The following is a 7,697-nucleotide window of genomic DNA, read 5'->3' on the forward strand; positions in this document are numbered from 1 at the left end:
TGAAGCCATAGAACAGCTCCTCCTGCATCACACTTTGCTCGCCCATCATCGACTCAATCTCCTCTTACAACGAAGATTGAATCAGTGCTTCAGGACCGCTGCAACCCGGACTTTTTCAACACTATCGACCTATTGCAGACCTTCCCTAAAGGGGAGGTCAAGGGAAATTCATGACCCAAGAGCCACGTTCGACGGGCGACAGCTTTGCGCCCAATCCCGGACATAGGGATCAGCTTTGCTGCTTCCCGAAAGCGGAACACTCCGATGACAGCGGAGGTCGTGGTCGCGCCACATTTCTTAACATTCCGGGCGCTCCTCCGAAGCTGACCTTCGGCACAAGGGCTCGCGTTGACTGGAGCGGCCGCCTACACCGAAATATCCTAACGCCTTTGAAAGGCAGCGCAGTGGACGCACTAGTACGTCTTTCGAACTGCGCAGCGAGGGAGCCGTGTCGCGGCAACCATTGCCGGTGATGCGCAGAGGATATGACGAAGCGATCCATATCGGACGGCGGCCAGCTAAAGTCGGCGAAGCGCGATTCTGAAAGCGGCACGCGGTCCTCGATCAGATCGACGATCCGGTAAACCGGGTTCGATGCAAGTAACTTGTACACCGCCATCACAGTTGCCAGATTATATCGCTCTGCGGGAGGTGGCCAAGTGCTCACATTGGCGACCACAGCGACAACATGGCTGATCGATAAGGTTCTGATACCAATTGGGACGGAGATCGCCGTGAGCCGCGGCGAGAACTCCGAGCGGCGGGATTCGTTTCTTACCCGTTCTTGACTTCCGATTCATTTTCAGTTGCCGCTTTAGGCTTGGTGATCTTCTTAGCACCAGTCCTTCGCTTCACGGACGCGCTCTTTGTTTGCGCGCTTGCCTTTTTGGCGCCAGTAGTCTGCTTTGCGGACTCTGCCTTCTTGCCCTTAGGTGAAGCTCTAAAACGAACGTCCACAGTGACTATGCCATCGTGGCTGAAGCTGATGTTTTTCAGGCTGATACCCGATCTCGTGCCCGGGAATGAAGTGGACGCTACTCCCGTATCGGTCAATGATACCCTGTTCTCGCTGCCGGGAAACGGGTCGGCGGCATCGCCTTGGTTCCAATCGTCCGGGCTGTTCAGATCATTGCGTCCATCTGCTTGGAAAGCGAGAGGCCTGGCGCAACCGGGGCGAACTGCTCCTTGATTTCGTCCACTTGCCATACGAGCAAGCCTTCACCAGGTAGATCAAAGTCAAAGCCTACCCTCTTGCGACTCTCCAACAAGAGATACTGCGTTGGTTCAAACTTGGGAAAAACGAGTTTATAGACATGTCCAGTCGTGGCCGTATAGGGTTTGATCTTCACGCTGCCGGACGAAGTGATGGTAGAGGCGCTGATCCAGCCATGCTGCAATTTGTGCAATGGGGCGGGGTGAGCTGGTCTAGCGCTGCTGCCGTTGTAGGAGCCTCCAGCCATGAGATCCCACACGCCTGAACCATCCCATTCCGCTCCGTCCTCGTCATAGTTCGGATCGTAAAAGTCCTGCCACTGGAAGGCGAGATGACCGAGCTCGTGAGCGCAAACTCCCACCTTGCAGTCGTGAGGGACGGTGAGATAGATGGTCGTCGAGAGATTCGGTGCCACTTCGACCGGGTTGCGGAGATTCCACTTGTGCGACCAGATCTCTCCGCCCTGTTGTGGCTTTAGCATAACTTCCGCCCCGCGCCCGGCGTGGATGATGAACAGCGCGGTCACGATCCCTCGCCCGAACTTATCCAGCGACTGAGCGAACTTCACGCCACCCGCAAGTGCTGCATTGACGGCATCCTCGGCAAGCCTGGGGGCGTTATGAGGATAGCTATTCCAATTGGTGCCCGATTCATTGTTGGTGTAGAAAGAATAAGGTTTCGGCATACGGATCCATCCGTCGACAGTCCCCACAACGTCGACTTTTCCGAGACTGACCTCCTTGAAGTAATCCCTCATGCTGCCGGTCGGGTAGATGCCCTGGGAGAACAGTAGGTCTTGATAATGGGACGGGGGCAAAACGCCAGGGCGATCGGAAAAGTCAACTAGAAGGGCCTTGACTTGAACCTCTCCAAGAACTGGTTGTGCAGGGATCGCCAGCATCTCCGGCCCACCAGGAGTAGGCACAAACTGAACCGCATCATCCATTCCGGCAACACCGATAGATGGGTCGATAAATCCGATGTCCACCAAGTATTGGCGGAACGAAAGCTTGCCCGATTTACCTGATCTTTGGTACTGCATAAAGGTGGCCGCCATCACATCAGGCGAGGGAGGAACCCGGCAGGGGAACATTCCATGCTTGCTGTTGCAACGGCATCGCCAGCCCGAAGCAGAAATGCGGAGTTTCATGGACGACGACTCCCTGACTTCGCACGTGATCGGCTCAAGGTGATGAACCGTATCTCGCTACATCGTACAGCAAAGCCTCTCGTCCGTCAGCGTCCAAACGAGAGCCATGGCCAGATCGAAATATTTAATCCGGCCGAAGCCAGATTTATCCAGATTTATTCAGCAAAGGCGGAATCGTTCGCAGCTATGGTTGAACTTGAGCATGACCTTCTCTGCAGGGAAATTCGAACAGCGAGAAGGCGTCGTCGCTCATAGCGGGTTGATCGGCTCGACCATTAAGAACTGTCGCTACGGTCCTTCGTGGAACTGACGGCGCGGCTCACCCGATGGAATTGCAGGTCGCCGTCGAGGTTCCGACGGAGCATGTCTTCGCCGTCAAGGCCAACCAGCCCACGCTGCGCACCGAGATCGAGCGCTACTTCGATGATGCCCCGCCGATTTGCCTCGACAGCTTCGTCGATCTCGACAAAGCCCATGGCCGCATTGAGGAACGCGCCATCACCGTCAGCCGCGAGGCCGGCTGGCTCGAAGGCCAAAGACGCTTCCCCGGTGAACTGCGCCTGCCAAATGCCACAACCATCGTAAGCGTCCGATCGCGCACTGGACTGAAGGACAAAAGGCAAAGCGCACGCACCCTACGAATTCGGGGTGAGGGTGTCCGTGGCTACGACGCTGAAGCGTTCAAAGTGCGGTCAGTTCGCCCTGCACGCCATGGCACTTCCCGGGAACCCCTACGACGGCACACGCTCAAAAAAATCATTCCTGCGATGGAAGACACTATCGGTGCCGAGATCGAGCGCATCCTCGCCGATGCCGGCTGCCGCGGCCACAACGCGCCGCAAAGCCACAAGTTCAGGGTCTTCACCGCCGGTCAGAAGCGACGCGTGACACCGGCCATCAAGCGCGAGATGCGGCGGCGATCGGCCGTCGAGCCGGTGATCGGCCACATCAAGAACGAACACAGAGTGGGCCGCAATTACCTCGCTCACACCCAAGGCGATGCGATCAATGCCATCCTGGCCGCAGCCGGCTACAACTTCTCCCTCCTGCTCGGTGGCTGAAGGCGTTTTTGTGGCTCTTGATCACCGCACTTCAGACCCCGCCGAAGCAGTTCGTCGCTTAGCCAATCAATTGTTCACGCTCGACAATAGAGCCCGCCGTGCCGGAAGGTGCGGCGGGCTGTTTGCGCTGGCAGTCAGCGCTGATCCCAAATAGGCGGCTTGCCGGCCCTGACCTAGTCTCCTGGGTACGCCGCGCGACCTCCATCGGTGACAGCCCAGAACGTAGATCCTCGACATCCCCTTGATGCTGCTTGCGCAGAGTTTCGACGTAACTCTCCTTCACATCAATCTTAAATCTGCTGCTCTCGCCCTTGGTGGCGAAGTCACCGGGCGTAACAGTATTCATTGCCCTGGCCCGGCCCATACCGGAGTGACCGGAGCCTCCAGGTGACATTCAAGCCGGACGGCAGTTTCATATGCCGTTCTTTTTCGGGTGACGACTGGAGAGAATGCCGCGACCATGTGAAGGCGCGCCTTGGCCCGTCCGACGACAGGCCCATTGCAGCATCTGAAGAACCCACCGTCGACGGTTCCGGCTTGGTGGACGAACAACGCCGCATCGACATTGCTGCTACCATCTGGGCCGAGACGGTACCGCTGCTTGGCACGCTTGGCGAACGCTATCTGGCGAGCCGTGGCCTTGCCTATTACGGCGAGGAAATCCGCTATCACGCTGGCCTCCGCATGATGGTCGCCATGATGACGGACGCCATCACGGGCGAACCGTGCGGTGTTCATCGTACCCTTTGCGCGCGTTGCGCATGCGGGCCCGCGCGAGGCAAAAAACTGAGTTAGCTATTGCGAAGCGGGGCGACCGGTACGACCGGCGATCAAATGCCCCCCGGGCATCAAGTCTTCGCAGCCTTTCATTCGGCTTACCGGTTCGCCCGCTTCGCGCGCATTTTTCCAATTGAAAATATGAGGGTCAGCCGTCCAGAGCCTTCCTGGCCACGATCTCCTCAAAGGCGGCGAAGCCGCTTCGTACTACCTTCGATTCAAAGTCGGTGTAGAAGGGAGCTATTAAACTAAGATTAGGACGCTTGCGGTTTCGAATATATGGTTCAAAGCGGCCATCGGCCTTTCTAGATCCTCTTTCGAACAATTCGCGGTATCTCCGCGGCGTTACACCGTGGAAATGCTCAAATTTGACGGACTCGTAAGCTTCGTATTTGCCACGGGACGCACCTTCTATTTGAATCGAATCCGAGTGCAAATCGCCTGCTAGGCTCTTCGGGTAAGGCTCCAAAAAGATCACCTTTTTGATGCCTGCTGACACAATGTGCTTGGCGCACATGTGGCACGGGAAAGTCGTGCAAAATAGTGTCGCATCAGCGACAGATAGCCCCAGCCTGGCCGCGTCAGAAATCGCTGACATTTCGGCATGGACTATCCGGCCATATTCGAGGGCATCCATAAATTGGGATTCCCTCACGGCTTCCTTGGCTGAGAATTCTTCAAAAGTAAGTGGAGAACCCGCCGCCGAGAAGATCTCAGCAAGGATTTCGCGTTTTCTGGAATCGTTTGAATCAACGGCGAGAGTGTATTCCCTTGCGTCGAAAGGCGGTTCATCGCACCAGTACGTGCCGCCCCGCGCCTTGGGCACTTCGTTTGAACCCATGCTTATGATTTCACCGGTGGGTCGAAATATGGCTGCTCCGACCTGGCGCGAAAGGTCGAGCGTTCTAAGCGCAGCGGCCTTCGCAGCAAACATTCCGTATTCGAGCTTCGTGGGAGAGAGTGCGTTGGACGAAAATAGTAGTTCCAGAAATCTATTGACCTGCCTGTCCGCTCCATCCTGTTCGACTGCATCGCTATTTACTATGAAGTCGGCATCGTGAAAGATTTTGGTCAGGCGCTGGCCATGAAGGTTCTTTTTCTCGTTTTCATCCCTCGAAACAAGCTCATGGGCCATGGTTCTTGATTCTGATTGGTCCGCAGTGCCGCGGTCATGGGCTATTCTATGCGAAAGATAGTCTACCCTTGATTTCTTGCTAGAGTATACAGAAATTTGGAAGAACAGCCTCCCATATACAGACCGCAAAAGGTCTATTTCTTCCTTTCTCTTAAATTGATGAATGATATAGACACGGTTCTGGTATGATATCTGCTTGTTCTTTTTAAATTCCTGCTCTCTCGTTCTGGCTATTTTAAATACAGTGTACGCGGCGAGCACCGAGTCATCTTTGAACTCCTCTCTAATTCTGTTTCCAAAGTCTATATAGCTATTTATCCGCCTGTCTGTCGGTTTTTTATCAAGAGGCAGATCAATCGATAAAGATTTTTTTAGGACATCAAAATAGTCGGTTACTTTGATGTCGAATACCTCATAGCCTGACGCTGCGAAAAATCGCCCTATACTAGAAATTACACCCGCTGTATCCACCCCTACTGGAGAAACAACACCAATGAAGATTTCTGGGCATTCCAATTTTTCTAGTGCATTTTGCACGTTAACGGTCCCTTAAAATTCTGGTAGCATGATTCTGGAAACCGGAGGAACGACCATGCATGGCAAGCTTGGCGTGAAAATAAATAGCGTGACAGTGACATCACGATACGTCGATGGGCTGATAGAGCGCAGCGGAGCCTACTACTCTGCATGGCTGAAACAGGATGGTCGCACCGAGGCTGTCAATCTCCCCCCCAAGGCTTCTGCCCGGACAGTGGTTGTTTCTGCCGGAACCTACCCAGCTAAGGCAAAATAAAACGGAGGGCCGAAGCCCGCCGCCATTTCATTTGCCGTGCTTGGTCGGATCAACCAGCTTATAGGTTGATCCTTTTGACGGCGTCGGGGGCAGAGGCTCATTGCGAACCACTGTCCTTTCGGGTCCTTTGCCACCGCGGGGGCCAATGATCTCATATTGACCAGAGCGCGGAGCGAGTTGGCCAGGCCGAAGGGGAGGAGACTTAGCCATTAGTCGTTACTCCTGTGGCTTGCTAAGGAAGCCTCAGGGCGCTAGTTACCGACCTGCCAGGGAGCGGACTCGCGGTCTTGTTCGTCCACTCGGCGCCACATTTACCGCGAGTACGCATGAAGACAGAGGCAGACGGCACGAATCACCGTCTGCCTCTTTTCTAGGCAGAAGCTGTTTAGCAAGTAAACAGGGCGCGCTATTCTTCACACAGGAATTAGCATCCAAATAGGTCAGCTCTGCTGCCTCCTGTATTCTAATGGCCGTCCACCAGGCGCCTTTCTCCTTTCAAGCCCCCCACAACATGACCAAAACCACACAACGCGCCTCAGCGCTGCAAATCGATAGACACGCAGCGGCAGGCCAAAGGGTTTTGGCCGGGGTGGCAAAGCTATGTCCAAGCGAAAGCCAAAAGCTTGCCGGCGATCTCCAGTCGCCTCTCACCCCCGGCTGCCGGGCCTATCCGGCGCGGCCTGAGAGGCCAACCGGAGAGAATGAAATGAACGCTCATGCAACCGTCACGGAAAGATCGGCCGAAACCTGGCAGTTCAGGTTGGGGGAGTGGATCACCCACCGTGACCAAGACATGCCGCCGCTGTTCTGTAGTTGTGTGCGTCAAGTTCTGCAAAAAATGGCGTGGCATTCAGCGGTGACGTTGGCGTGTCCGCCGCGCAGCCCCCGTGTTTAGCGGAGCGGCGGACATGGCGGCCGCGTCTCAGGCGGCTAGTGCCCTCAGGTTCTCCTTCTTGTGCTCGCGCAGATGATCCATGTTGAGGTAGCGGGTCGCCTCGAGCCAGTTCTCGTGGATCTCCACCGCCAATGCCCGAACCAGCCGCAAACAGCTCTCTGCAGCGTCCTTTGCTTAGGCGCGGAACCATACGGAGCGATACGGGAAGATTTCTGATTTTAGCCCGCGAAAAAGACAATCAAATCAAACGTCTCAATACATCCTCCGGGCCCACCAAAATTATTCAATATCAACCAGTTATGGTCAACTTCGCTTAGAAGTGGGCCCATCTAGATTCTCTATGCCCCAGGAGTCAGGTGCATCGACTCAATCCATCAGCGGGAAGGGCGAGTTATGCCTTAAGTTCTATTGTCGTCCTGTTCGTCAGTCAGGTTTGTGCAGCGATGTATAGTCCAGCTATTTGAAGGCTGGAAAGACCCTTGGGCGACGCGTGCGGTAAAAGGCGGTAACGGCGTGCGAATGGGATGGTTGGCGCGACCGATCGAGAATGTCACCGAGACAAAGTAAGCTGGTGTCAATACCAGCATCGGTCACTTCTGCCGAACCGCAATTGTGAGCCGGAGACGACTTAGGTCGGCCGCCGCGTGGACGACCGCTTTGCGCCTACTTGCGC

The 7,697-nt window shown here is 55.3% G+C and carries 5 protein-coding genes and 3 pseudogenes; 4 read left to right on the plus strand and 4 right to left on the minus strand.

Annotated elements, in window-relative coordinates; all coding sequences use genetic code 11:
• Positions 1–1,121: 1,121 nt before the first annotated feature.
• On the minus strand, positions 1,122–2,363 hold the full coding sequence (locus EOA85_RS21560) for a M6 family metalloprotease domain-containing protein (protein ID WP_127211095.1): 1,242 nt from the start codon (positions 2,361–2,363) through the stop codon (positions 1,122–1,124).
• Between the two features lie 359 nt (positions 2,364–2,722).
• Between EOA85_RS21560 and EOA85_RS39165 the strand changes: the two are divergent.
• Positions 2,723–2,980, plus strand: a pseudogene (locus EOA85_RS39165) (ISAs1 family transposase); the annotation flags it as partial.
• Positions 2,979–3,486 (plus strand): annotated as a pseudogene (locus EOA85_RS21570) (IS5/IS1182 family transposase); the annotation flags it as partial. The pseudogenes EOA85_RS39165 and EOA85_RS21570, both read left to right, overlap by 2 nt.
• Here the strand turns inward: EOA85_RS21570 and EOA85_RS21575 are convergent.
• Complete coding sequence (locus tag EOA85_RS21575; RefSeq protein WP_127211097.1) at positions 3,483–3,770, minus strand: hypothetical protein; 288 nt, start codon at positions 3,768–3,770, stop codon at positions 3,483–3,485. The pseudogene EOA85_RS21570 and the gene EOA85_RS21575 sit on opposite strands and share 4 nt — an antisense overlap.
• Positions 3,771–3,886: 116 nt before the next feature.
• Between EOA85_RS21575 and EOA85_RS21580 the strand changes: the two genes are divergently transcribed.
• Positions 3,887–4,219, plus strand: coding sequence for a hypothetical protein (locus EOA85_RS21580; RefSeq protein WP_127211098.1), 333 nt, complete (start codon positions 3,887–3,889; stop codon positions 4,217–4,219).
• 130 nt (positions 4,220–4,349) lie between these two features.
• Here EOA85_RS21580 and EOA85_RS21585 read toward each other — a convergent pair whose 3' ends face one another.
• The gene (locus EOA85_RS21585; RefSeq protein WP_127211099.1) at positions 4,350–5,873 is read right to left on the minus strand and encodes an anti-phage dCTP deaminase; all 1,524 of its coding nucleotides are present in this window, start codon (positions 5,871–5,873) and stop codon (positions 4,350–4,352) included.
• 55 nt (positions 5,874–5,928) lie between these two features.
• On the opposite strand from EOA85_RS21585, the gene EOA85_RS38160 reads away from it, so the two are divergent.
• Positions 5,929–6,129, plus strand: a complete 201-nt coding sequence (locus tag EOA85_RS38160; RefSeq protein ID WP_128177242.1) for a hypothetical protein — start codon at positions 5,929–5,931, stop codon at positions 6,127–6,129.
• A 922-nt stretch (positions 6,130–7,051) separates the two neighbouring features.
• On the opposite strand, the pseudogene EOA85_RS21595 reads toward EOA85_RS38160, so the two are convergent.
• Positions 7,052–7,183: pseudogene (locus EOA85_RS21595) on the minus strand (IS256 family transposase); the annotation flags it as partial.
• Positions 7,184–7,697 lie beyond the last annotated feature (514 nt).

This window comes from Mesorhizobium sp. M5C.F.Ca.IN.020.29.1.1 (assembly GCF_003997375.1).
Classification (GTDB): domain Bacteria; phylum Pseudomonadota; class Alphaproteobacteria; order Rhizobiales; family Rhizobiaceae; genus Mesorhizobium; species Mesorhizobium wenxiniae.

What these genes read in the sequence shown, in the direction of transcription:
- EOA85_RS21575 (WP_127211097.1), bottom strand. Translation starts at nt 3,770, where the DNA reads ATGAATACTGTTACGCCCGGTGACTTCGCCACCAAGGGCGAGAGCAGC.
- EOA85_RS21560 (WP_127211095.1), bottom strand. Translation starts at nt 2,363, where the DNA reads ATGAAACTCCGCATTTCTGCTTCGGGCTGGCGATGCCGTTGCAACAGC.
- EOA85_RS38160 (WP_128177242.1), top strand. Translation starts at nt 5,929, where the DNA reads ATGCATGGCAAGCTTGGCGTGAAAATAAATAGCGTGACAGTGACATCA.